Genomic DNA, 22259 nt, shown 5'->3' on the forward strand with positions numbered 1-22259 from the left:
CTAGTCGATGAGGCGGAGGACCAGGTCGTAGATCTCCCGCAGGTCCTGCTTCCCGACCGGCGGCACCACCTGTTCGGTGCCGATCAGAATCAGGTACAGCAGCTGCGCGAACCGATCCGGGTCGACGTCCATGCCCAGCCCCCGGCACACCTTCTCCAGGTACGCCGTCCGCGCCTTGTCCACCCGCTCTTGTGCAGCCCGAACCTCAGGATCCTGCAGTGCCCACGCCCGGACGGCGATCTCGAGCGCAGCACTGTCCGGATCAGCCAGCACCAGCCGCAGCAGATGCCGAAGCTTCTCTCCGTCATCACGATCGCCTTCGACGGTGTCGATCAGCCGGGTCGTGTACTGCGCCTCGAAGTGCTCCAGCAACGCCGCCTTGTATCCGGAAGCGCCTTTGAAGTGGTGGTAGTACGACCCCTTCGTCACCCCCAGCGCACTGGTCAGCCGCTCGATGGTCACCGCCGGCGCCCCCTCGGCCGCCAGCAACTCGAGCCCGGCATCCAACCACTCGGTACGACTCAACACCGGAAAACCATACCATACCGTTTGGTATGTTCTCGCGACGCTTGGCCAGCCACGCGGGGCGTGCAAGGTCGACAGGTAGTGCACCGGTGAGACGCTGTACGCGCGGGCAGGTTCACGCTCAGGTGCACTACCTGAGGACCCGATACCTCCTGTCGACGTGCGCACGACGGCATCACCTGCGGCACCGACCATCTGCGTTCAACATGACGACCCCGCCGGAAGAAGGCTCCGGCGGGGTCGGGTTGAAGGGTCAGGCGTCGGCGGCGGTGAGGGCTTCGGCTTCCGACTTCGAGTGGGTGGTGGGGACGCGGAGGTGGGACAGGGGCTTCCAGCCGGTCGCGAGGACGGCGACGGCGAGCAGAACGGCGACGGCGCCGACGTAGAACGGGAGCTGGATGTTGAACTCCTCGCCGAGCTTGCCGGCCAGCCAAGGAGCGACCGCGCCGCCGGAGAAGCGGACGAAGGAGTACGCCGCGGACGCCGTACCGCGCTCGACCGGAGCGGCGGCCATCACGGCCTCGGTGATCAGCGTGTTGTTGATACCCAGGAACAGGCCCGCCACGATGACGCCGGCCGCGAGCACCGGCTTGTGGTGCGCGTACACGCCCATCACCGCGAGATCGGCGGCGAACAGCAGCAGCACGGTCATCGCCACCGGAAGGGTGCCGAACCGGCGCTGCAGCCGCGGCGCGACGAACACCGACGTGAACGCCAGGCAGATACCCCAGCCGAAGAAGATCAGCCCGATCTCGCGCGCCGACATCGCCAGCGGGAACGGGGTGAAGGCGAGCAGCGTGAAGAACCCGAAGTTGTACAGCAGTGCGGTGACCGCGACAGTTGCCAGTGACCGGTGGCGCAGTGCCTTCAACGGCTCGACGACCGACGTACGCCGTGCCTCCGGCGGCGATGCGGGCAGCAGGAAAGCGGTCGCGGCGAGCGCGATCGTCATCAGGACCGCGACGCCGAAGAACGGGCCGCGCCAGGAGATCGTGCCCAGTTCGCCGCCGACCAGCGGGCCGGCCGCGATGCCGACGCCGAGCGCGGCCTCGTAGAGGATGATCGCCTCGGCGACCGAGCCGGCCGCGGAGTTCACGATCGTGGCGAGCGCGGTCGCGATGAACAGCGCGTTGCCCAGTCCCCAGCCGGCCCGAAACGCGACGATCGCGCCGATGCTGTTGGACAGCCCGGCCAGTGCGCTGAAGACGACGATGATCGCCAGGCCGATGAGCAGGGTGCGCTTGGCGCCGATCCGGCTGGAGACCGCGCCGGTGATCAGCATCGCGACACCGATGACCGCCATGTAGCTGGTGAACAGCAGCGAGACCTGGGACGGGCTCGCGTGCAGCTGTTCGGCGATCGGCTTGAGGATCGGATCCACCAGGCCGATGCCCATGAACGCGATCACGCAGGCGAACGCGACCGCCCAGACGGACTTGGGCTGCTTCAGGAACGACGACGTGCTCACCGGGGCGTGGCCTCCGAAGGTTCGAGGGTGAGGAGCTTGTGGACGATGGCGACGGCGGCCTCCAGGGTGGTGAGGTCGTCGGCGGGGAGCTGGCGCAGGTGTGCGGCCAGCGCGGCTCCGGCCTGCCGCCGCGCACTGCGCAGCTCGGCGAGGCCGGCGTCGGTGAGGCTGATCAGGCTGGCGCGCGAGTCGGACGGGTCCTGGGCGCGCCGCACCCACCCCTGGTCCTCGAGCCGCTGCACCAGGTTGGACATGGTCGGCTGCGAACACCGATCGGCCTTGGCCAGTTCACTGATCCGCGCCTGCCCGAGCTCGTCCAGCCGCCCGAGCACCCGCATCGCGGCGTGCGGCAGCGTGTTCACGTTCCGGGTGGCGAGCCGCGACAGCCGCGTCGTCGCCACCACCAGGTCTTCCCCGAGGCCGGTCAGATCTCGTGTTGTCACAACCGCAAATATACATAGCAATGCTATGCATCTCCACGGAAGTGAACGAGATCACGCCGCGCCTGTTGTCGGGATTCGCCAGCTCCGAGCTGTCGGCCGCCCTACCCCCGGCTCAGGTGAAGACGTTGACGGCTCGGGCCACCACGAGGCCCACGACGGCCAGCGCGATCATCGACTGCAGGCCCATGGCCAGCTTGGCCCACAGCGCGAGCGGCATCACGTCGGTGGGGCTGAAGGCGATGGAGGTGGTCAGCGACAGGTAGAGGTAGTCGCCGAAGCCCGGGCGCCAGTTCGGCCGGGCGAGCTCCGGGCTGACCTGCTGCGTGAAGGCGAGGTCGAGGTACTGCGGCATCCGATGGGCGCGGTTGGCGGCGCCGCCGGCGTCGAGTTCCCAGTACAGCAGCGCGAACGAGAGCAGGTTCGACAACCACACGACGGCACCGGCGGCGAGCAGCTTGGTCGGTGAGTTGGTGATCGACCCGCCATGGATGAGCGCTGCGATCAGCCGTACGGTCGCCACCAGTGCGTCCAGCACGAGCAGCGTCACGACGGTGATCGACGCTCCACGCAAGAACGCCGACCGTTTGTCGATCCGCCCCGGATCCCGCACGATCAGGACCGTCAGCAGCAGGACCTCGACCACCGGTAGCACCCACGCCGGCAGCAGCCGTAGGTCCCTGGGCCGAACCAACGTCAACACCATCGCCAGCACCACGGCAGCCACACTCGGCCACCGCGGCTCCCCCCGAACAGGTCCCGAATCCCCACCCCCAAGACCACCCACCTCCACCACGGTACGCCCGCGGCCGGCGCGCGACGTCCTGTCACTCCGGCATCCGGTGGAGCGGCACCTTGACCAACCGGTCCGGCCAGATTGAATTACAGTGACGGCGTGCCGTACGACGAATTCCTCGAGCGCTACAAGGCGGCGCAGCGCGGCTGGCGGCTCGGTGCCGTCGACGCAGCTGAAGCGCTCACGGCGCTGCGTGGCGTCGTACCGGAGATCGAGGACGCACGGCTGCGGCAGACCGCGGAGTTCCTGATCGAGCGGTGGGCGGCGCAGTTGTCGCCCGACGCCCGGGAGCGGATGGAGCGTGCCCAACGGATCGCCGCCGAGGCGGAGCTGGACGCGGGCGACGCGCGCGAGCGGGTGGCCCGGCTCGAGCAGGGGATCCGTGGCATCACGGCCGTCTCGCGCGAGACGCGCGACGAGTTCGAGCAGCACGCCCTCCTCGCGTTGAACGAGCCGTTGGCCCAGCTCGCGAGCAGCTGGCGAGCGGACGTCGGCGATTGAGGATGCCACTGCGACAACCCGCCACGTTCGACGAGTTCATGCGGCTGCAGCACGTGGGCGCGGTGAACGTCAGCGGCGCCGACCACTCGAGCTGGAACGGGACGTGGGAGGTGCAGCCCTACAAGCTGACCGACGACGGCCTGCGGGTGCTCGGCTCGGCGGGCTGGGATCACGTCATCCGGTACGACGAGGAGCGGGTCCTGCGGCCGCTGCGGCAGATGTTCCTGCATGCCGGGCAGTTGCAGGACGATGCGACGTTGTTGCGGTACCGAGAGGCGCTCGCCGTGGTGTACCACGAGAACCTGCACCTGCTCGCCGGACGCGGCACCGAGCACGCGGACGCGGAACAGGACTTCCGCATCGCGGCGGTGCGGGCGCTCGAGGAAGGCGTGACCGAGAGCTACGGCCACGAGACCTTGGACGATTACGTCGACGAGTTCCAGCTCGATCTCGTGGCCCCGGGGATCAAGAACGTGGTCGGGTTCCCCGCCTACGAGCGGTTCACTCCCGCGGCCGAGACGCTGGCCTACGAACTCGGCGGGCTCGACAACGCCGATCGTCTCGAGATGCTGCGGCGGATGGCGATCGTCAACGCGACCGGCAAGTGGGCCGTCGCGACCGGCGTCATCGCCGACCGTTACGGCCTCGGCGACCCGCGCTTCGCCCAGGAGCGCGGGATCGCCGAGCGCCGGATCACGAACGCGATGTGGAATCACTTCGGGAAGCTCCCCGACCTGTCCGGCCTCGGGTCCCACCTGATCTTCAGCCGGTCCTGCGCGATCGGCCAGAAGGCGTTCGAGGAGGGCCGGGCCGTCGCCGGGCAGTACTTCGCCAGGAGCGTGTCGTTCGGCGGTGTCGCGTCGCCCGGTCGGGCGACGTCCGGCTGGGGCAGCTACTCGGCCCGCGGCGGCCCGCCGTACTCCGGCACTCGGCGGCCCGTGCGGCCCGTGGGTCCCGAGCGCCGGCCTTGAACCACCTGAATCAGGGACCTGGGGACCGCCCTAGGGACACACCCTAGGGCGGGTGACGGCGCGATCGCGGACCGTGAAGAACACCAGTACCGACAACGGAAGTGGTGGTCCGAATGCCCGTTTCGAACGTGAGCGCCGTGACGATGCCCGACGGAGCGATCTACGGCTACATCTGCGGGGAGGGGTGCCTGTGGCGCTACCACGCCAACGGCAAGGAGGACGGCGGCAAGGGCGTCCGGACGAAGCTCACCACCGACCATGCCACGCCGGACTCCTCTCGTCCGGTCCAGGTCGCGGTCAACCGCGCCGAGGGGATGGACCAGGTCCGGCACGTCTTCTACCGCCAGCCGCGGACCGACAACATCTGGTACGCCGAGGACGGTCATCCCGACGGGCTGGACGGCAAGCTCTCCGTCCGGCAGTTGACACTCGGCGAGAACCCGATCCAGGTACGGCGGACCTTCGGCCTGGTCGCGCTCGCCGACGGCCTGCTGCTCGTCGGCGCCGCACCGAACGAGCAGGCCGCGCTGCGGATCGTCGCCATCCCGTGGACCGCGCTCGCCCAGCAGACCTGGATGAAAGGCGTGCGGGTTTCCACCGTCCCGTTGCCGCTCTCGACGGACTCCGGCGCCGGGAGCCTCGACGAGGACGGCTGCGAGGTGTGCTGCGACGTGATCCTGCCGGCGGGTGACGGCGATCCCACCCTGGTGCTGATCGCCAAACGCAAGGATCGCGACACCTGGCGGCTGGGCTGCTGGCTGGCACCGATCGGCGATGCCCTGACGGTCGGCCCGCTGACCGAGCACCTGCAGCACTGGACCGGCAAAGAGATCAGCTTCCCCAAGATCCAGGTCCTGCCGGACAACACCGCGCTGGCCTACTACATCGACGAGCAGGGCAAGGCGCAGTGGTACACGAACACCAACGCCGGGCTGCTCGGCTACACCGACCCCGACAACCCGGCCAACGACGTCGTACCGCAGTACTGGTTGCAGGGCTGGGATCTGGCCGACTCGCTGGCCGTCATCAACCAGCTGAGCAAGGGCAAGAACAAGCACATCCACTACGGCGGCAACGCCTCGCAGCTGGTGATCCGCTCGGAGCCCGTCGAGGAGTCGCCCGGCAAGCTCAACCCGGCTCGCACCGATGCCGCGATCCCGATGTACGCCGGCCTGCTCTTCTACAACTGGAACGGCCAGATCAACGAGATCTGGTCCACCCAGTTGTGGCGCAAGCTGACCCGCACGGCCCGCCCGGTGGTGCCGGGCAAGCAACTGCTGGTCGGCATCATCGAGGGCCCGCCACCGATCCCGAACGAGAACCTCAACATGAAGGACAAGTGGGACCCGCTGCGCTACTTCAACGGCCCCGGCTACTCCCAGTCCGTGTTCGCGGGTTCACGGACCGAGGAGGACGGGTTCGACATCAGCTGGTCGGTCGGCACCGTGGTGACCGGGTCGGTCAAGGGCACCCTCGGCTTCAACGCGTTCGCCCTCAGCGCCAAGGCCTGGGCGAAGGCCGAGTTCTCCCTGCAAGCCGCGTACAAGGGTGCCTACAGCCGCACCACCACCCAACAGTCCGTCGCGACCATCACGGCCGGCTCCGAGATCGAGGGCGACGGATCGGACGGCAACCGGTACGCCGTCCAGCCGGCCGGCGTACTGGTCTTCCAGACCGCCGACTGGACCGCCTACCAGTACTCCTACCTGGACCACCAGGGCAACGTGGCGGACGGCTCGCTCACGAGCACCGAGATCGACCCGACCAACGTCTCGCTCGAAGCGGTGCCGTACCTGATGAACCCGTCGATCGACCCGATCCCCGGCCGGCTGTCCAGCTACGTGCTGACCCAGGACGAGCACAAGGCGCTCGAACACGACTCCAAGATCGACCTCGGCGACGGTACCGGGTACCTGACCGGCGCCTGGGGTTACGACACCAAGACCGTTGCGACCTTCGCGACGACCGACACCCGCAGCATCAAGCACGGCTTCAAGGCCGGACTGGACCTGCTGCTCAGCGCCGGGGCGGAGGCCGAGCTGTTCGGCAACAAGGCCGAGGCGTCGATCGGCGGCGGGCTCAAGACGGAGCTGGAGATGAGCTGGACCAGCAAGGACGCCAACGGCATCTCGGTCGGCAGCGAGGTCTGGCTGCGGGGCAACTCCGAGGCGCCCGACGCGTTCACCAGCTACAGCTATCGCGTCTACCTGCTGAAGGAGAGTTCTCAATGGGCCTCCGACCTGCGCAAGGGACTCATCACCGAGGACTGGCCGGCCAACCACGACGAGCGGGTTCAGCAGCAGCACCTGCTGGAGATGATCGACGCGCGGTCCGAGCCGTGGAAGCTGTGCTACTCGGTCTCGGACGCCTCCTTCAACCCGGCTACTCCGACCACCGAACCGATCACGGTCCGTGATCACAGCTCCGTAACTTCTGGCTGATCGCGGGCGCCGTCGTGACGGCCGGTCCGGATAATCGCAGCAAGCGATTGACCCTCCGGTCCGGCCGTCGCGGCGATCGATCAAGGTCGCCCTCCTGGAGTCGAGGCGCCTATGAGTTCCGGTTCTGCCACGGAGCACGACTTCGTCGGACGGGCCACGGAACTCGCCAAGCTCGGAGAGCTGGCCGCCAAGGTGCGCGCTGGCCAGCACCAGACCGCCGTGCTGCGCGGAGCCGCGGGAATCGGCAAGTCGGGGCTGATCCGCCGGTTCGTCGCCACCCTGCCGGACTTCGCCGTCCTGGTCGCGACGGGCGACCCGGCCGAGCAGATGCTGCAGCTGGGGGTGGTCGACCAGTTGCTGACCCGGGTGCCCGCCGACCTCCGGCTCCGGACGCCGTCGCTGGGTGCCGGTCTTCCCCCGGAGGCCAACCCGATCGCGGTCGGCAGCCAGTTCCTCGACCTGATCGGTGAGTTGCAGCAGCGATCACCGATCGCGCTGGTCGTCGACGACCTGCAGTGGTCCGACCGGGCCTCCCAGCAGACGTTGCGCTACCTGCTCCGCCGGATGTGGTCCGAACAGCTCCTGGTGGTCCTCGCCGGGCGCTCCGCCGAGCCGGAGGTCGAGCAGTTGGTCCACGGGATCCCCACCGATCTACGGCTGGAGCTGACCGGGCTGGAGCTGGTCGATGTCGCCGACCTGGCCCGAACGGTCTGCGGCACCCGGCTGCCGACCGGTGCCGCTCGGCGACTGCACTCCTACACCGGTGGTCACCCGCTGCTCCTGCACACGCTGCTGACCGAGCTCTTCTCGCAACGCTTCACCACCTCCGACTGGTGGCTGGCCGTGCCGCCGTCGGTCAGCTCCGCAGTCCAGCGCGCGCTGGACAAGCTCCCGGAGGCGTCACGCTCGCTGCTCGAAGCACTCGCGGTCCTGGGCGGCCGTCCCGCTCTCGCCCAGGTCGCGGAAGTCGCCGGTCTCGATGCCGCGCCCGAGGCACTCGGCCCGGCGATCGAGGCCGGCCTGGCCACCTGGTACCCGGCAGAGCCTGCCTGCCCGGTCGCTATCAGCCACGACCTGCAACGCGAGACGATCTATGCCGCACTCGATCCGGTCCGCCGGTACCGGCTGCACCAGCGCGCCGCGGCGACTGTGGACCACATGCTCGCCTGGCGGCACCGAGTCGCGGCGTTGAGCTCGCCTGACCCCGCGCTGGCGGCCGAGCTCGAGCAGGCCGCCGGCCACGAAGCCGAGCAGGGCCATTACGGCACCTCGGCCACCCTGCTGAGCTGGGCAGCCGATGTGACTTCTTGCCGCCGGCAGCGTGAGCGGCTTTTCCTCACCTCGATGATCCACCTGATGTTCAGCGCGACCCGCGGCCGGGCCAGGAAGGACTACGAGCGGGCCGTTCGCTGCCCCGATTCCGCCCTGCGATCGCTGGCGCTGGGGCTGTGCGAGCTCTACCTGGTCGGTGAGCGCGGTCTGGCCGAGCAACACCTGACGGAGGCCTACGAAGTCGCCGGCAGCGCGGGGATGCCCTGCTGGATCCGTGGTTCGGCCGCTTCCGGTCTGGCCACCATCTGCGCCTGGCGTGGCGACCTCGACGAGTCGTTGCGCTATGCGGGCGTCACCCTCCAGGCGTGCGGCGTACCGTCTCCCCAGCGCGACTACATGCAGTGCCTGCTGGCGGTACTGCGCGTACGGCGTGACGGGCTGGCCGCCGGACTGGGCGAGCTCGCGTTCCTGTCCGGGCACGCCTCGGACGTCGCCAACCACGAGCTGGAGTCGCTGGCATGCCGCGGCGCGATCAGGGCCCAGCTGGGCTTGGCCGACGAGGCACGCGCGGACCTTGCCGAGGTGGTCAGGCGCCAGCTGACCGGCGTACCGATGCTGTCCGGGGTTCAGCCGCACTGCTATCTCGCCGCGGTGCAGTATCAGTGCGGCGACTGGGACGAGAGCGTGCAGACCATGCGGGGCGCCTCGCTGCTCGCCGATGACGACGAGCCGTTGATGAACGAGGTACTGCGCTACCTGGCGACTTCCCTGGTTCCCTCGGCCCGCGGCCACTGGCAGATCGCCGAAGATCTGGTACGCCGGGCCGCAACGGCCGCCCAGCGCATCGGCGGTCCACAAGACCTCCGGTACGCCGCGATCGCGGCCGGCCTGCTCTGCCAGGCGCGAGACGACAACGACGGCATCCTGCGTGCCCTTGACTCGGTGCCCGGCCTGCGATCACCCGGCGACGGACTGCACGAGTGGTGGAGCTTGTGGTGGGGCCCGCTGCTGGTCGACGCCCTGCAGCACAGCGGGCAACTTGCCGAGGCAGCCCAGCAGTTGTCGAGTCTGCGGACCAGAGCTCGGGGGATGGACATCATGGGCAGCACGGTCGCCCGGCTGTCCGCTCGCCAGTTGGAGGCCGAGGGCAAGGTTTTCGAGGCTGTCGAACGCACAGACGACTACCTGGCCACCCTCGTCGAGGCACGCCCGCGACTGGCCGACGGCCGGCTCTTCCATACCCACGGCCTCCAGTTGCTCTCACTCGGAAAGACCACCTCGGCCACCCACTGGCTGACGGCGGCCGAGGCCTGCTTCACAGCGCTGGGCGCCTCGCCCTACCGTCTCCGGGCGGCGACCCAGCTTGCCGGGCTGACCGGTAGCGGCGCGACCGGACTGACCGAGCGGGAGCAGAAGGTCGTCGACCTGGTCAACCGGAGTCTCACCAACCGCGAGATCGCCGACCGGCTGCACGTGACGCCGAAGACGGTCGAGTACCACCTGCGCAACATCTTCGCCAAGCTCGGCGTCAGCTCCCGGCGGGACCTCCGCACACCTCGCTAGCCACTCGGGGGGATGTTCTGGTTCAGGTGGAACAGATTCGTGGGGTCGTAGGTGTTCTTCACGGCAACGAGCCGGTCGTAGGTTGCCGTCGGGTAGGACGCCCGGACGATCTCCTCGTTCGTCTCGCCGGTGAAGTTCACGTACGACGCCGAGTCCGGGCCGAGCGCTGCCGCGGACGAGCGAGCCCACCGGACCGCCTCGTCGTACCCGTTCGCATCCGGCGTCCTGGCGACGACGTTGAGGATGTACTCGCGGTCCCGCGTGCCGAACGCGGTGGCGTCCGCCGGCACCCGGCCCATCGCGCCGCCGAGATGGTGGATGTGGAGTTCGGAGACGCCGTTCGGCACCTGGGCGTGCGCCGTGACGAGCGCGTCGACAGTCGTCGGCCCGAGATCGTGGAAGAAGGCCGAGCGGAAGTAGTTCCGCATGCCGCGCGGGAACAGCGGATCGAGCAGCGTCTGCATCGCGGTGTACGGCATCGGTCCGAACAGGTCGGCCACCACCGGCGCCAGCTCACGGAAGGGCCTCGTCGCCGCGTCCCCGTCCTCGGTTCGCCCCGAATACATGCCGAGTACGGCGACGATCGGCTTGCCGTGCACCTCCGCCGGCAGGAACGGCAGCGGTGGCGCGGTGGTCAGGTTGAGTGCCAGCGACAACTCGTCCGGTGCGGATCCCGCCGCCGCACCGAAGCCGCGCAGTACCTCGGCCACCTGGTCGCCCGGGTAGAAGACCAGGCCGGCGTGAACCGTCGGACCGACCTCGTGGGCCGTGAACTCGAACGATGTGACCACTCCGAAGTTGCCGCCGCCACCCCGCAACGCCCAGAGCAGTTCCGGATTCTCGTCCGTACTCGTGTGCAGGTACCGGCCGTCCGCCGTGACGACATCGGCCCCGACGAGGTTGTCGCACGCGAGTCCGGCGCGGCGGACCAGCCAGCCGATCCCACCGCCCAGCGTGAAGCCGGCGACCCCTGTCGTCGACACCAGACCGCCCGTGACCGCGAGCCCGAAGGCCTGCGCCTCCGCGTCGACGTCTCCCCACACGCACCCGCCCTGCGCGACGATCCGGCGCCGGTCCGGGTCGATCCGTACGGCGTTCATCGGCGACAGGTCGATCACCAGGCCGCCGTCGGTCGTGGAGAAGCCGGGGATGCTGTGCCCGCCGCCCCGCACGGCCGGCGCCAACCCCTCGCTCCGCGCGAACTCCACCGCCCTGATGACGTCGGCCACGCCGCGGCAGCGCACGATCAGCGCGGGATTCTTGTCATGCGCGGCGTTCCAGATCGACCGCGCCTCGTCGTACGACGGATCGGTCGGCCGGATCAGCTCGCCACGAAGTCCCTCGGCGAACTCACCGAGCGTGGCCTCCCCGAGTGCGTCCTGCCGGGCTTGCGTTGTGGTCATTTCCGCTCCTAGTTGTCCTACCAGGCTCTCCTGGACGGGAACGACGCTAGGAAGGCCGCCTTCGCAACGACTTAGCGTGGCTTAGCCGGCTATCAGCGCGTGCTGTCAGCCATGCAACAGGGCGGCGACGCGGGCGGTGCCGATGCGGCAACCCAGCTTCCCGAAGAGCTCGGATGCCACTCGGAGGTGTCCGTCGGCTGCCTGAGCGTCACCGTCGTCCGCGGCCAGCTCGGCGGCGACCAGCCGGCCCCAGGCCTCGAGTCGCAAGTAGCCCTGCGGCCGGAAGGCCTCGACGACCTGTTCGGACAGCACTCGAGCGGCGCGACGTTCGCCGGCGAAGAGCTCGACAACGACCAGGTTCAGCAACGCGCCCGCGGCCGCCGGCCGGTCGTCGACCGCGTCGCCGCGGTCGAGGGAGATCCGTGCGAGGCGTCGTCCGGCTCTGGGGTCACCGGCCGCCGCGGCCAGCAGTCCGAGGTTGGCCAGCGTCAGATTCTCACCACGCCTGTCGCCGAGCTGCTCACGAATCCGCAACGCGTCACGAAGATGCTGCTCGGCCGGTTCGAACAGTCCCAGGTCGCGTTCGATGCAGCCCTGGTGGTTGAGTGCATGGCCGAGCCCGGCCCCGTCGCCGATTCCGGCGAACGTGTCGACCGAGCGTCGTACGGCGTCGAGCGCGCCGTCCAGGTCGCCCGCCAGCCGCTGCGCGTCGGCGTACGCGGACAGGGCGTAGCCGCGGGCCCGCACGGCACCGACCCGGCGGCCGAGCAGGAACGTCTCCTCGAACACCGGGACCATCGCCCCGCCGACCGGCGCGAGGGGCAGACACATCGTCACCGCCGGGAAGAAGGGCGCAGCCGTCGTATCGATCAGCTCCAGTCGCCGCAGGCATTCAGCGAATCGTTGTTGCGCGGGCACGACGTCCTCACGGAACAACGCGACCATCGCGGCCAGCCCTTGGGCGGTGGCGGCGACTGGTGCGGATCCGAGGGCGTCGGCCTGTACGAGCGCCTGCGCGGCGGTCTGTTCGATCTCGTCGAGGTCGCCGCTACCCAGCAGCAGTGTGCCGCGCAGTACCCCCGTGTACACGACGTCGGTGGGATCGCCGGACTGTTCGGCGACCGCAACGGCCTGGTCTCCGAGGCCCGGCAATCTGTCGCTCAAACCGCTCCGGGCGTCGAGGACCGCGAGTGCGAAGATCGCCCGCGCCCGTTCCCGGGACGGTTCGACGGCCACCGCGAGAATGCGTTCGAGCCAGCCCGCTCCCTCGGCGAAGTGTCCCCGCGCCAGCCAGTACTGAGCCAGGTTCACGCCGAGCAGCAAGGCCCGCTCGCGATCGTTGCGGAGCGCCCATCCGAGCGCGGCACGGAGGTTGTCGTGATCGAGATCGAGCAGCTGTGGACGTTCGACGACGACGCCGGCGCGTTCCGGGTCCTGGTTCAGGGTCAGTTCCAGGAAGTGCCGGCAGTGTGCGGTCTCCAGCTGATCGACCTCCCGGGCGGCAACGAGCCGCTCCCGGGCGAACTGCTGAATGGTCTCCAGGAGGCGATAGCGCGAGCGAGGACCGTCATGATCGACCAGCAGCAGGGACTTGTCGACCAGGCGGCCGAGGCAGTCCAGCACGTCCGTCGCCGGAAGGCGCTCGTCCGCGCACACGCGCTCCGCCGAAGGGAGCGCGAAGCTGCCGGCGAAGACCGCGAGCCGGCGCAGCAGTACCTGCTCGTCGTTCGACAGCAAGGCATGACTCCACTCGAGCGCGGCTCGCAGCGTCGCGTGCCGAGTGAGCTCACCCGGTCGGCCGAGCAGCGCCAGCGCGTCACTCAAGCGCTCCGCGATCTCCGCCGGCTCCAGGTGCGAGGCACGAGCAGCCGCCAGTTCGAGCGCGAGCGGGATTCCGTCGAGGCAGCGACAGATCTCCACCACGGCCGTGGCGTTGTCCGCGTCGAGGACGAAGCCGGGGCGTACGGCCTGGGCTCGCTCGACGAACAGTCGCGCCGAAGCCAACGTCCCGAGGCGGGCCACGTCCGCGGCGTCGCCGGCCTCGGGCAGTTCGAGTGAGGGCACCCGGAAGGTCACCTCGCCCTCGGCGTGCAGAGGTTCCCGGCTTGTCGCCAGCACGCTGACTCCGGGGCAACCGCGCAGCAGAGCGCCCGCCAGTCCGGAACAGGCGGCGAGCAGATGTTCGCAGTTGTCGAGCACCAGCAGCAGATTGCGAGGGGCGAGGCGGGTGAGCAAGGTCCGCAGGGAATCCGAGCCGGCCGCCGGATCCAGCCCCAGTGCGGCGGCAACGGTGTCGGCGACCAGGTGCGGATCCGCCACCGGTACCAGGTCCGCGATCCAGATCCCGTCCGCGTACGAGTCGAGCAGTCTGCGCGCGGCCTCCTCCGCCAGCCGCGTCTTGCCGGCACCGCCGACCCCGGTGAGCGTGACCAGCCTGCCGCGCTCGAGCAGGCGATGGACATCCGCGATCTCGCGCTCGCGGCCGACGAAGCTCGTCAGCCCCGGCGCGAGGTTGTGCCGGGGCGTCGTGACGGGCTCCTCCGTGCTCCCGGCAAGCAGGTCGCGGTACAGCCGCTGCGTCTCCGGATCAGGGTCGGAGCCGTACGTCGTACGCAGGTCACCGCGCAGCCGTTCGTACTGCGCCAGCGCCTCTGACAGCCGGCCCGTAGCCGCATGCCGCCGCATCAGGCTTCGAACGCCGTGCTCGTGCAGCGGGTCGATGGCGAGTGCGCGCTGCAGCGCATCGAGCGCCTCCACCTCGGAACTGCTCGCCGCGGCCGCGTCCGCGAAGTCGACGAGCAGATCGCAGAAGGCCTCCCGCAGTTCTTCCCGCGGCCGCGCGGCCCAGTCCTCGAACCGGTCCTCGGGCAGCAGATCGCCGGTGTAGGCGGCAACTGCCGCCCGAAGCTCGGCGAGGTCGCCACTGGTTCGGCCCGCGGCCGCCAGTCGTTCGAAAGTTCGCACGTCGACCTCGACGAGTCCGTCCGATCGCAGCGCGATGACGTCGTCGCGCAGCTCCAGCCAACCGGTGCTCGACTCGTCACCGGCGAGCACCCGCCGAGCGACGTGCAACGCTTGGTGCAGGTTGTTCATCGCGGACGCCGGGGGCCGATCCGGCCACAGCGCCTCGACCAGTGCGTCCCGGTGCAACCGCTGCTCGCGGGCGAGCGCCAGGATCTTCACGAGCGTCCGGGCCTTCCGCAACCGCCAGCCCCCGCTGTCCAGGGGCACGCCCGCCCGCTCCACGCCGAATCCGCCGAGCAACCGAATCCACACAACGCCCTCCCCCGACGAGGGTAGATCCCCGAACGAGGGTCAGCGGGCCGGCGGGCGGATCACGCAGGCGAGAGCGATCGCCGCCAGGACGCCGAAGGGGATGGCCTGGAGCTCCTGGAAGGCGATCAGTTTGTAGAGGGTGAAGTAGATGATCCAGGTGGCGTAGAGGATGACGGCCGGGCGTCCGAGGCGGTGGCCTCGGAGGTGGGCGACGGCTGCCACCAGGCCGATGAGGCTGAGGAACTCGTACGCAACCACGAAGCTCACCCCGATCCCGTCCCAGCCCTCCAGGCCGGTGAAGTAGATCGCCCCGTATCCGCCGACCGCCGCGATCAGCGCAACCAGCACCGACGCGACAACCGCCGCGGGCCGCCGATGGCCGGTGGTGGAATCGGCGGTGGGGCCGGTGGTGAGGTCGGTGGTGGTGCCAGTGGTGCCGGGTGTGGTTGTCACGGTGTCTCCTTGGTAGAAGTTGATGCGCTCCACGGTCCCGGCCGGTGCGTCCCGGCGGGCAGGGGTGGGCATCACGTTCCGGCTCGGGACTTCTTGTCCCGTGACGCCGGGACACCTCGGCGGCGATGATGCCTTCATGGGGGTAGTTCCCGGAATACTCGCGATTCTCGCCGGACTGTTCGGCGCCGGCGTCCACGCGGTCAACGCCGCCGCGGGCCGCGCGATGGGGCCGTCGTTCTGGTTGATGGAGCTCGCGGCCGCGGTCGCGTACGGGCTCACGGCCCTGCTCCTGCGCTCACCCGGCGCCCACCGGATCCAGTTCGTGCTGGGAGCGATTGCGCTCACCCAAGGTCTCGCACTGCTCGGCAGCGAGCTCGGGGCGCTCACCGGCGACAACTGGACGACCTGGCTGGGTGCCTGGCTCTGGGCGCCCGGGTACGTCGCGATCGCCGTACTGCTCCCGGTGCTGCTGCCGGACGGCCGCGCGCGGTCCCGGCTCGCGCTCCTGGTGAACCTCGCCGCAGCTGCCGCGATCACGCTCGTCTGGGCGCTCACGCCGTACGACTCCCAAGACTTCCCTGAGGCCCTCCGCGGTGCGACGAACCCACTCGCCGTCGCGGCCGTCGGCGGCCCGATCGCCGGTGCGGTCACCGGCTTACTGCTTCTCGTCGCGATCCTGCTGGGCCTCGTCTCATTGGCCACCAGGTGGCGAGCGGCCGCGGATCTCGAGCGACAGCAGCTCAAATGGGTCCTTGTCGGGTATGCCTGCACGCTCGTCCTGTTCGGGATCGCGAGGTTGCTCCCGGCCGCCGCGACCGGTCCGGTCGCGGCTCTCGCGATGCTCCCACTGCCGATCGCGATCGGGATCGCGGTGCTGCGCCACGGCTTGTGGGATGTGGACGTCGTCATCTCGCGAGCACTGGTGTACGGCGGTCTGTCGTCGCTCGTGGTCGCCCTGTATGCCGGCACCGTGTGGCTGGTCGGCGATGGACTCGGCACCACGACCGGTACGCCGATCCTCGCGACAACCGTGGTTGCGCTGGCCGCGTTGCCCCTGCGTTCCTGGCTTCAGCGGCACGTCAATCGCCTGGTGCACGGCGATGTCGAGGAGCCGTACGCCGTACTCACGCGACTGGGCCGGCGACTGGCGGCGGCCACCACACCCGACGACCTGACCGAACGGGTCCTGCCGTCGGTGGTCGAGCGGGTGGCGCGGTCGCTGCGGGCAGCGCGTGCGACGCTCGAGCTGCGGGACGGATCGGTGACGTCGTACGGCGACGGCTCGAGTGGGGGCACGACCGTCGAGCTGATGTACGCCGGTGAGTCGCTCGGTGAGCTCACGGTCGCGCGGTCGTCGGAGTTCGACCGGCACGAGCTGCGCGCTCTCGACGAACTCGCCGTGCAGGCCGCCGTCGCGGCGCACACCGTCCTGCTGGCCCGCGAGGCGCAGCGTGCGCGCGAGGCCGTCGTGGTCGCGCGGGAGGAGGAACGGCGACGGCTCCGCCGCGACCTCCACGACGGCGTGGGGCCGTCGCTGGCCGCTCTCGCTCTGCACCTGGAGACCGCGCGTGACCTCGCGGCGGACGATCCGGAAGCCGCCCGGCAGCTGCTCGATCGCCTGGTGCCGCGGCTGAACGCGGCGGTCGCGGACGTCCGGGCGTTGGTGCACGAGCTCCGGCCGCCGATGCTGGACGAGCTCGGGCTGGCGGCCGCGGTGCGCGCGTTGGGGAACCGGTTGTCCACAGGTACGACCAAGGTGCGGGTGACCGCGGACGAGATCCCGGGACTGCCTGCCGCTGTTGAAGTCGCGGCGTACCACATCGCTGGTGAGGCGACCGGCAACGCGGTCCGGCATGCTGGTGCGGGGACCGTTGCCGTCCGGGTGTGCGACGCGGACGAGTGCGTGCGGATCGAGGTCGCCGACGACGGTCGCGGGCTGCCCGATCGACCGCGAGTGGGCGTCGGTACGGCGTCGATGCGCGAGCGGGCCGAGGAACTCGGCGGTCAGCTGCAGATCGAATCCGGCCCGTTCGGTACGACGGTGACCGCGCTGCTGCCGAAGGAGGCGGTATGACGGTGCGAGTGCTGGTGGTCGACGACCACCCGTTGTACCGCGAGGGCCTTGTCACCGCGATCTCGACCATGCCGGGAAAGGAAGTGGTCGGTGAGGCGGCGGACGGTGAGCAGGCGGTCCGGCTTGCCGAGGAGCTGGAACCGGATGTCGTGGTGATGGATCTGCACATGCCGGTGCTGAACGGCGTGGAGGCGACCCGGCGGGTGACGCAGCGGCATCCGAACATCGCCGTACTCGTGCTGACGATGCTGGAGAACGACGAGTCGGTCTTCGCCGCTGTCCGGGCCGGTGCGCGTGGATATCTGCTGAAGGGAGCCGACCGGGCCCAGATCGGGCGGGCGCTGGACGGGGTGGCGCACGGCGAGGCGGTGTTCTCGTCGGCGATCGCCGGTCGGGTGCTGGCGTACTTCGCCGCCGGCCGGCCGGGGCCGGAAGTCGCGCCGTTCCCCGAGTTGACCGATCGCGAGCGTGAGATCCTCGACCTGGTCGCCCGAGGCTTGACGAACGCCGCGATCGCGCGCCAGTTGGTCGTCAGTGACAAGACGGTCCGCAATCACGTCTCCAACATCTTCACCAAACTCCACGTCGCCGGCCGCGCCGAAGCCGTGGCCCGCGCCCGCGACGCCGGCCTCGGAAGCCAGGGGTTCGGCTGATCGCGCCGTACCCGGTTCGCCACCGAGGTCAGCGTTCGACCGGGCTGCCGCCTGAGGTTCGGAAGCGGGCCAGGGGGATCGGGCCTCGGTGCAGGACGTGAGGGATATCGGCCCACGGATAAAGGGGCTCCGTGGGGTTGAGGTTGCGGAGACGGTCGAGGGCCCGGTCGGACGGTGTCGAGAGGGCGGCCGCGGCCTCGGGGGTGTACGGCAGGAAGTCCTCGGGTGGTTGCGGGCGGAGTTCGGGGTCGTGGCGTTTCAGCAGGATGCAGGTGTTGGCGGGGTCGAGCAGGGCGGCGTCGATCGTCCAGTAGTCAATGACGACGGGGCCGATCCGGCCGGACTGCTGGAGTGCGGCGAAGATCGGGGCCGGGTGGACGGGGGAGAGGAACACGACGTCGGCCCAGCAGCAGCCGAGCGGGTAGACCGGGTTCTCGAGGGTCTCCAGCCGGGCGGCGTATTTGCCGAGCTCGCGCGCGTAGATGTCGGGGTAGTGCGTCCGTAACTGGTTGAGCGGCAGGATGTCGTCACCGTGGATGTCACCCGCGGCCTTGTAGAGAAGAGTCGTCATACACGAAAGCCTCCGCACACGGGAATCCGTGCCGGAGGCTCTGCACACATTCTAAGGGATCCCCATGGTCAAAGCGATCCTCGGCAGCACGGTGTTCTTCTTCGCTGCCCCCTGTGTCGTCGCGGGAGTGCTGCCGTGGTGGGTCAGTGGCTGGGCCGCGCCGCGGTTCTGGCCGGGGTTCGTGATCGTGGCCGCGGGTGCGTTCGTCGTACTGCGAGCGTTCGTGCGCTTCGTCCGCGAAGGGCGGGGCACGCCGGCCCCGGTCGCGCCGACCGAGGAGCTCGTGGTCGGCGGCGACTACCGGTTCGTGCGGAACCCGATGTACGTCGGCGTGGTCGCGGCGATCCTCGGGCAGGCGCTCGTGTTCCTCGACTGGCGGGTGCTGGCGTATGGCGTCCTCGCCTGGGCCGTGATGGCGTCGTTCGTCCGGTGGTACGAGGAGCCGGCGCTGCGGGCGCGGTACGGCCGCCGGTACGAGGAGTACTGCCGGACCGTCCCGGCCTGGATCCCGCGGCGCCGCTAGGCGGGCAACCTGCACGGCTGCAAAGTTGCAGGGAATAATTGTTTGCAGTGACTGCAAGTTTGTCCGTAGCCTTGACGGCGTGATGCACGTCGAGGGTGGGTTGCGGGAGCGCAAGAAGCAGCAGACGCGGGCGGCTCTGGCCGAGGCCGCGCTGCGGCTGGCGCTGGAGAAGGGGCCCGACCAGGTGACGGTCGAGGAGATCGCCGAGGCGGCCGACGTCTCGGTGCGGACCTTCTTCAACTACTTCCCGCACAAGGAGCACGCGATCCTCGCGCGCAATCCCGAGCAGCTCGAGGCGGCGCTGGAGCGGCTGCGGACGGCCCCGGCCGGCGAGTCGCCGCTGACCACGATGTGGTTCATCGTCCACGAGGTCCTGCGGGACCTGGAGAGCGACGGCCAGCTGTCGCGCCGCGGCGAGCTGATCATGAGCTCACCGAGCCTGCTGTACCAGCTGATGCTGTCGAGTATCGACGACGAGCGGCAGCTGACGGCCGCACTCCGCGAGCGGATGGGCGAACCGGCCGGGTCGATCCGGCCGGCGCTGATCGTCAGCGCCGCCGGCACCGCCTGCCGGGTCGCGGTGGAGCTGCACAAGACCGCCCCGGACCGGCCGATCCGCGACCTGCTCGACGAAGGCTTCCAACTACTTGCCCGAGGCACCGATCCCGACTTCGGGCCGGATCACCACCAGAAAGGTCACTCATGACGACGACCTCGTCATCCACACCGGAACCCGTGGCTGAGGTCAGCACCGCAACGACACTCACGCCGCGGCAGACCATCCAGGCCATCTCCGGCCTGATGATGGGCATGTTCGTGGCGATCCTGGCCGGCACCGTGGTGTCGACCGCGTTGCCGCGGATCATTCACGACCTGGGGGCGAGTCAGTCGTCGTACACCTGGGTCGTCACGCTCGAGCTGCTGACGATGACGGCCACCGTGCCGTTGTGGGGCAAGCTCGCCGACCTCTACAACAACAAGCTGCTCGTCCAGCTGTCGCTGGGCTTCTTCGTGATCGGCTCCCTGGTGGCCGGCTTCGCGCCGAACATCGAGGTGCTGCTCGGCAGCCGCGTCCTCCAGGGCCTCGGCGCCGGCGGTCTGACCGCGCTGGTGCAGATCGTGATGGCGGCGATCATCCCGCCGCGCGAGCTCGGCCGGTACTCCGGCATCTTCGGCGCGATCTTCGCGTCGGCGACCGTCGGCGGGCCGCTGCTCGGCGGTTTCCTGGTCGACTCGCCGCTCGGCTGGCGGGCCTGCTTCCTGGTCGGCGTGCCGTTCGTGCTCGCCGCGATCGTGCTGCTGCAGCGCACGCTGAAGCTGCCGACCGTCCGCCGGGACGTGAAGATCGACTGGTGGGGCGCGGTGCTGATCATGGGCGGCGTGAGCACGCTGCTCGTCTGGTCCTCGTTCGCCGGCAACAAGTTCGAGTGGGTCTCCGGGTGGAGCTTCGGGCTGGTTGCGGTCGCGCTGGTCGCGCTCGCGGCGGCCGTCCTGGTCGAGCGCCGGCACCCGGAGCCGACCATCCCGATGGACCTGTTCCGCAACCGCACGGTGACGCTGGCCATCGTCGCCAGCGCGCTCGTCGGTGTCGCGATGTTCGGCGGCTCGGTGTTCCTGGCGCAGTACTTCCAGATCGCCCAGGGCTACACGCCGACCAAGGCCGGCCTGATGAGCCTGCCGCTGATCCTCGGCATGATGGTCGCGTCCACGATCGCCGGCGCGCTGATCACGAAATACGGCCGCTGGAAGATCTACCTGGTCGTCGGCAGTGTGCTGCTGCCGATCGGGCTGGCGCTGTTCGGCACGATCGACGCGCACACCTCGAAGTACATGCTGTGGAGCTTCATGCTCGTCCTCGGCGTCGGCATCGGCCTGGTGATGCAGAACCTGGTCCTCGCCGCGCAGAACGACGTACCGGCGCGGGAGCTGGGCGCGGCGACGTCCGCGGTCAGCTTCTTCCGGAGCATGGGCGGCACGATCGGCGTCAGCGTCCTGGGTGCGATCCTGGCGAACAAGGTCACCGAGACGCTGAACCCGGGCGGCGCCTCGTCCGGCGCCGGCAACGCGGTGCCGAACATCGCCGAGCTGCCGCCGGAGATCCGGACGATCGTCGAGAACGCGTACGGCGCGGCGACCGCGGACCTGTTCATGATGTCGGTCCCGTTCGCGGTGCTGGCCCTGGTCGCGGTCCTGTTCATCAAGGAGAAGGCCCTGCTCACCACCTCCGGCGCCGAGCGCCGCGCGCAAGAGGAGCCTGACATCCTGGATGCATGATCGTCGCATTCAGCATCAGCCCGTCAGCAGGTGACGAGACCGGAGGCGTGAGCGAAGCGGTGGCCGAGGCCGTCCGTGTCGTTCGCGCCTCCGGTCTTCCCAACGAGACCAACGCGATGTTCACGAACATCGAAGGCGAGTGGGACGAGGTCATGGCGGTGGTGAAGCAGGCGGTGGACGCGGTCGCGGCCGTCTCGCCCCGGGTCAGCCTGGTACTCAAGGCGGACATCCGCCCCGGCTACACCGGCCAGCTCGCCGCGAAGGTGGAGCGGATCGAGCAGGCGTTAGGCGACTGAGTTCAGGGCCGCGAAGACCTGGTCGTGGCGGTTCTCCCGCTCGGCGTCGCGGAGGAAGTGGACGCGGTTGACGAGGATCTCCTCGGCGTCCGGGTGGTCCTCGAGTAGCTGGATCGTTTCGTCGGCGTACTCGGCCAGCGGCATCGCGCGCTCGTCGTTCTCCTGGTTGAGGAGGGCGGTCTGTACGGCGGGCGGGACCAACTCGATCACCTGGAGCGGCAGTTGGTGGCGGAGGCTCTGTGTGTAGCTGTGGACGGCCGCCTTGGTGGCGCTGTACGTCGGGGTCATCGCCAGCGGCACGAAGGCCAGACCTGAGGAGACCGTCATGATCACCGCGTCCTGTTGCTGAAGCAGGTGCGGCGTGAAGGCCGTGACCGTGCGGATGGTGCCCAGCAGGTTGGTGGTGATCGTCTGCTCGGCCGTCGCCAGATCGTGGTCGCGGAGGTCCTCGACCTGCATGATGCCGGCCATGGTGATCAGCACGTTCAGGTTCGGGTGCTTGGTCATGACAGTCTCGTAGGCCGCGGTGATCGACGCCGGGTCCGCGACGTCGAGCTCGACGCCCTCGATGCCGTCCTCGGCAGTGATCTTGTCGAGCAGGTCCTTGCGGCGGCCGGTGATGATCACGGTGTTGCCGAGGTCGCGGAACCGGCGGGCGAGTTCGAGACCGATACCCGACGTACCGCCGGTGAGGAAGATCGTGTTTCCTGTTGTTCTCATGGCTCCAGCGTGGAAGCGGATGCCGCGGGCAACCAGGCT

At 69.5% G+C, this 22259-nt stretch carries 19 protein-coding genes; 10 read left to right on the top strand and 9 right to left on the bottom strand.

The genetic code is table 11. The features are described 5' to 3' along the window. The 4 genes from ACWEOO_RS16475 to ACWEOO_RS16490 form a co-directional block, all read right to left on the bottom strand. A complete protein-coding gene (locus ACWEOO_RS16475; RefSeq protein WP_452143673.1) occupies positions 1-528 on the bottom strand; it encodes a TetR/AcrR family transcriptional regulator in 528 nt (175 codons plus the stop codon). A 250-nt stretch (positions 529-778) separates the two neighbouring features. Then, the gene (locus tag ACWEOO_RS16480; RefSeq protein ID WP_452143674.1) at positions 779-1993 is read right to left on the bottom strand and encodes an MFS transporter; all 1215 of its coding nucleotides are present in this window, start codon (positions 1991-1993) and stop codon (positions 779-781) included. After that, positions 1990-2436, bottom strand: a complete 447-nt coding sequence (locus tag ACWEOO_RS16485) for a MarR family winged helix-turn-helix transcriptional regulator (RefSeq protein ID WP_452143675.1) — start codon at positions 2434-2436, stop codon at positions 1990-1992. Before ACWEOO_RS16485 ends, ACWEOO_RS16480 begins: the two co-directional genes overlap by 4 nt. 112 nt (positions 2437-2548) lie before the next feature. Beyond that, positions 2549-3127 (bottom strand): hypothetical protein, encoded by a 579-nt coding sequence (locus ACWEOO_RS16490; RefSeq protein ID WP_452143676.1) that lies wholly within the window; start codon positions 3125-3127, stop codon positions 2549-2551. Positions 3128-3328: 201 nt separating this feature from the next. On the opposite strand from ACWEOO_RS16490, the gene ACWEOO_RS16495 reads away from it, so the two are divergent. The 4 genes from ACWEOO_RS16495 to ACWEOO_RS16510 all read left to right on the top strand — a co-directional run bounded on the left by ACWEOO_RS16495 (position 3329) and on the right by ACWEOO_RS16510 (position 9977). Beyond that, a complete protein-coding gene (locus tag ACWEOO_RS16495; RefSeq protein WP_452143677.1) occupies positions 3329-3730 on the top strand; it encodes a hypothetical protein in 402 nt (133 codons plus the stop codon). 2 nt (positions 3731-3732) lie between these two features. Next, on the top strand, positions 3733-4701 hold the full coding sequence (locus tag ACWEOO_RS16500) for a hypothetical protein (RefSeq protein ID WP_452143678.1): 969 nt from the start codon (positions 3733-3735) through the stop codon (positions 4699-4701). A 113-nt stretch (positions 4702-4814) separates the two neighbouring features. Further along, the gene (locus ACWEOO_RS16505; protein ID WP_452143679.1) at positions 4815-7142 is read left to right on the top strand and encodes a hypothetical protein; all 2328 of its coding nucleotides are present in this window, start codon (positions 4815-4817) and stop codon (positions 7140-7142) included. A gap of 111 nt (positions 7143-7253) precedes the next feature. Then, positions 7254-9977: an AAA family ATPase gene (locus ACWEOO_RS16510; protein WP_452143680.1), complete on the top strand. Its 2724-nt coding sequence runs from the start codon at positions 7254-7256 to the stop codon at positions 9975-9977. On the opposite strand, the gene ACWEOO_RS16515 is transcribed toward ACWEOO_RS16510, so the two are convergent. The 3 genes from ACWEOO_RS16515 to ACWEOO_RS16525 all read right to left on the bottom strand — a co-directional run bounded on the left by ACWEOO_RS16515 (position 9974) and on the right by ACWEOO_RS16525 (position 15109). Then, the gene (locus tag ACWEOO_RS16515; RefSeq protein ID WP_452143681.1) at positions 9974-11380 is read right to left on the bottom strand and encodes an FAD-binding oxidoreductase; all 1407 of its coding nucleotides are present in this window, start codon (positions 11378-11380) and stop codon (positions 9974-9976) included. The two genes, ACWEOO_RS16510 and ACWEOO_RS16515, sit on opposite strands and share 4 nt — an antisense overlap. A 105-nt stretch (positions 11381-11485) precedes the next feature. After that, positions 11486-14656, bottom strand: a complete 3171-nt coding sequence (locus tag ACWEOO_RS16520) for an ATP-binding protein (protein ID WP_452143682.1) — start codon at positions 14654-14656, stop codon at positions 11486-11488. A 39-nt stretch (positions 14657-14695) separates the two neighbouring features. Continuing rightward, entirely contained in the window at positions 14696-15109 is a 414-nt protein-coding gene (locus ACWEOO_RS16525; protein ID WP_452143683.1) for a hypothetical protein, read from the bottom strand. Positions 15110-15245: 136 nt separating this feature from the next. Between ACWEOO_RS16525 and ACWEOO_RS16530 the strand changes: the two genes are divergently transcribed. Together ACWEOO_RS16530 and ACWEOO_RS16535 are read left to right on the top strand one after the other, a co-directional pair. Then, positions 15246-17183, top strand: coding sequence for a sensor histidine kinase (locus ACWEOO_RS16530; RefSeq protein WP_452143684.1), 1938 nt, complete (start codon positions 15246-15248; stop codon positions 17181-17183). After that, positions 17180-17836: a response regulator gene (locus ACWEOO_RS16535; protein ID WP_452143685.1), complete on the top strand. Its 657-nt coding sequence runs from the start codon at positions 17180-17182 to the stop codon at positions 17834-17836. The genes ACWEOO_RS16530 and ACWEOO_RS16535 overlap by 4 nt, the downstream gene beginning before the upstream one ends. Before the next feature lie 28 nt (positions 17837-17864). Here ACWEOO_RS16535 and ACWEOO_RS16540 read toward each other — a convergent pair whose 3' ends face one another. Next, positions 17865-18407, bottom strand: coding sequence for a hypothetical protein (locus tag ACWEOO_RS16540; RefSeq protein WP_452143686.1), 543 nt, complete (start codon positions 18405-18407; stop codon positions 17865-17867). 64 nt (positions 18408-18471) lie between these two features. Here ACWEOO_RS16540 and ACWEOO_RS16545 point away from each other — a divergent pair, with 64 nt between their 5' ends. From ACWEOO_RS16545 to ACWEOO_RS16560, 4 genes are all read left to right on the top strand, one after another. Further along, a complete protein-coding gene (locus ACWEOO_RS16545) occupies positions 18472-18930 on the top strand; it encodes a methyltransferase family protein (protein WP_452143687.1) in 459 nt (152 codons plus the stop codon). Positions 18931-19012: 82 nt separating this feature from the next. Continuing rightward, the gene (locus ACWEOO_RS16550; RefSeq protein ID WP_452143772.1) at positions 19013-19636 is read left to right on the top strand and encodes a TetR family transcriptional regulator; all 624 of its coding nucleotides are present in this window, start codon (positions 19013-19015) and stop codon (positions 19634-19636) included. A 29-nt stretch (positions 19637-19665) separates the two neighbouring features. Next, a complete protein-coding gene (locus ACWEOO_RS16555) occupies positions 19666-21204 on the top strand; it encodes an MDR family MFS transporter (RefSeq protein WP_452143688.1) in 1539 nt (512 codons plus the stop codon). Continuing rightward, positions 21201-21500: a thiamine-binding protein gene (locus ACWEOO_RS16560; protein WP_130384977.1), complete on the top strand. Its 300-nt coding sequence runs from the start codon at positions 21201-21203 to the stop codon at positions 21498-21500. The genes ACWEOO_RS16555 and ACWEOO_RS16560 overlap by 4 nt, the downstream gene beginning before the upstream one ends. Here the strand turns inward: ACWEOO_RS16560 and ACWEOO_RS16565 are convergent. After that, a complete protein-coding gene (locus ACWEOO_RS16565) occupies positions 21489-22220 on the bottom strand; it encodes an SDR family oxidoreductase (protein WP_452143689.1) in 732 nt (243 codons plus the stop codon). The genes ACWEOO_RS16560 and ACWEOO_RS16565 overlap by 12 nt on opposite strands. Positions 22221-22259 lie beyond the last annotated feature (39 nt).

The organism is Kribbella sp. NPDC004138 (genome assembly GCF_053603655.1).

What these genes read in the sequence shown, in the direction of transcription:
- ACWEOO_RS16560 (WP_130384977.1), top strand. Translation starts at nt 21,201, where the DNA reads ATGATCGTCGCATTCAGCATCAGCCCGTCAGCAGGTGACGAGACCGGA.
- ACWEOO_RS16510 (WP_452143680.1), top strand. Translation starts at nt 7,254, where the DNA reads ATGAGTTCCGGTTCTGCCACGGAGCACGACTTCGTCGGACGGGCCACG.
- ACWEOO_RS16535 (WP_452143685.1), top strand. Translation starts at nt 17,180, where the DNA reads ATGACGGTGCGAGTGCTGGTGGTCGACGACCACCCGTTGTACCGCGAG.
- ACWEOO_RS16550 (WP_452143772.1), top strand. Translation starts at nt 19,013, where the DNA reads ATGCACGTCGAGGGTGGGTTGCGGGAGCGCAAGAAGCAGCAGACGCGG.
- ACWEOO_RS16515 (WP_452143681.1), bottom strand. Translation starts at nt 11,380, where the DNA reads ATGACCACAACGCAAGCCCGGCAGGACGCACTCGGGGAGGCCACGCTC.
- ACWEOO_RS16530 (WP_452143684.1), top strand. Translation starts at nt 15,246, where the DNA reads ATGGGGGTAGTTCCCGGAATACTCGCGATTCTCGCCGGACTGTTCGGC.
- ACWEOO_RS16505 (WP_452143679.1), top strand. Translation starts at nt 4,815, where the DNA reads ATGCCCGTTTCGAACGTGAGCGCCGTGACGATGCCCGACGGAGCGATC.
- ACWEOO_RS16500 (WP_452143678.1), top strand. Translation starts at nt 3,733, where the DNA reads ATGCCACTGCGACAACCCGCCACGTTCGACGAGTTCATGCGGCTGCAG.
- ACWEOO_RS16540 (WP_452143686.1), bottom strand. Translation starts at nt 18,407, where the DNA reads ATGACGACTCTTCTCTACAAGGCCGCGGGTGACATCCACGGTGACGAC.
- ACWEOO_RS16545 (WP_452143687.1), top strand. Translation starts at nt 18,472, where the DNA reads ATGGTCAAAGCGATCCTCGGCAGCACGGTGTTCTTCTTCGCTGCCCCC.
- ACWEOO_RS16565 (WP_452143689.1), bottom strand. Translation starts at nt 22,220, where the DNA reads ATGAGAACAACAGGAAACACGATCTTCCTCACCGGCGGTACGTCGGGT.